Genomic DNA, 1,494 nt, shown 5'->3' on the forward strand with positions numbered 1-1,494 from the left:
ATTATGAAAACCTATCTCCGTCAGGGCGCGGCGGAGCTGCCCGCCGCGGATTTCCGTGCCGGGTAGGGATCGTCACGTATTTCAGACGGTAGTGGGGGAAAGCTCCGGCTCCCGGCCCAAGGCTTGCAGCCGCTTCAAGTAGCTTCGAATTTTGTGTTCTCTGCGGAAGCCGTCATAATAATCTGCTCCCAGATCGTGAAACGGAACGCCCTCCTTCAGAACATGGTAGATGGCGATGAGCATGGAGTGGGCCACGGCCATGGTCGCCCGGTTCTTTCCGCGTCTCGCTGCGATGCGCTGGTACTGGGCCGCAAAATAAGAGCCCTTCACTCTGCTGGCCACCTTGGCGCACTGCACCAGCATGGACTTCAGCGTCTTATTCCCCTTGCGCGTCTTGCCATGATACCGTTTCCCGGCGCTCTGGTGGTTGCCCGGACAGACCCCAGCCCAGGAGCACAGATGTGCCGCGGAGGGGAACCGGCTCATATCTATGCCTGTCTCCGCCAGAATGACCTCCGCGCTGCGCTGGGCGATCCCAGGCATTTGGCAAACCTCCGCAATGGCCGGCTGGAACTCCGCCATGTACGCTTCCGCCATCCGGTCCAGCTCCTTGATGCGTTTGTCCAGGTCATCGATGTGGTCGAGGATCTGCGCCAGCAGAGCCCGCTGCAGCGGCGTGACGATCCCATCCAGAGCCGCCACGATTTCGTCCAACTTGGGCAGGAGACTCTTGTGGAGCAGCTTGGAGATCTCCTCACTGTTGTCCATTGTCTCTCCCGCGGCAAGCCGCTCCAGCAGGCGCTGGGCGCTCTTACTGTGAATATCCGCCACCACGCTGCCCAGCTTGATGTTGGCGCCCTCCAGCACCTTTTGTAGACGGTTCAGCTCCCGGCTACGCTCTTCGATGATGCTCTTACGGTAGCGGGTCAGTTCCCGCATCTCCCGCTGTTCCCGGCTAGGGACGAAGCTTGCCCGCAAAAGGCCGTGCTGGAGCAACTCCGCGATCCACTCCGCGTCCTTCGAATCTGTCTTGCGTCCTGGCACCGCCTTCATGTGGGCAGCGTTGACGATCATGGTGTCCAGGCCCAGCAATTCGAACAGGTTGTACAGGGGCTTCCAATATGGCCCCGTGCTCTCCATGGCTGCCATCTCACAGCCCGCCTCCGTCAGCCAGTTGGCCAACGCTTTGATCTCACCGGTCATTGTGCCGAACTCCCGCAGCTCCTGCCTGCCGCCTTTTCTCAGACAGGCTACGATGAGGTTCTTGTGCACGTCGATCCCACAACAGCACCGATAGACAACTTCCATAATGAGCCTCCTCATTTTGTTGTCACGGTGTGCTCTCCTACGGCTTCACTTTACTATGCGTCCTCTTGCCCAATCCGGGCTGGACAATTTGTGGTTCAACGGGAGAGCATGATACCAGTTTGATTAGCGCGCTCGTGGCGTCATAGAAAAACCGGCCTTGTACCGTGCGCCTCCAGTCTACCACAC

General features: G+C 59.3%; 1 protein-coding gene. It reads right to left on the minus strand.

What is annotated here, in order from left to right; all coding sequences use genetic code 11:
• Positions 1–81 precede the first annotated feature (81 nt).
• Positions 82–1,308: an IS110 family transposase gene (locus ACQRD3_RS13490; RefSeq protein WP_427781735.1), complete on the minus strand. Its 1,227-nt coding sequence runs from the start codon at positions 1,306–1,308 to the stop codon at positions 82–84.
• Between the last annotated feature and the right edge of the window lie 186 nt (positions 1,309–1,494).

The sequence above is a fragment of the Candidatus Pseudoscillospira sp. SGI.172 genome (assembly GCF_050313575.1).
Classification (GTDB): Bacteria; Bacillota; Clostridia; order Oscillospirales; family Oscillospiraceae; genus Vermiculatibacterium.

Coding starts and splice junctions, on each gene's coding strand:
- ACQRD3_RS13490 (WP_427781735.1), bottom strand. CDS start 1,308: ATGGAAGTTGTCTATCGGTGCTGTTGTGGGATCGACGTGCACAAGAAC.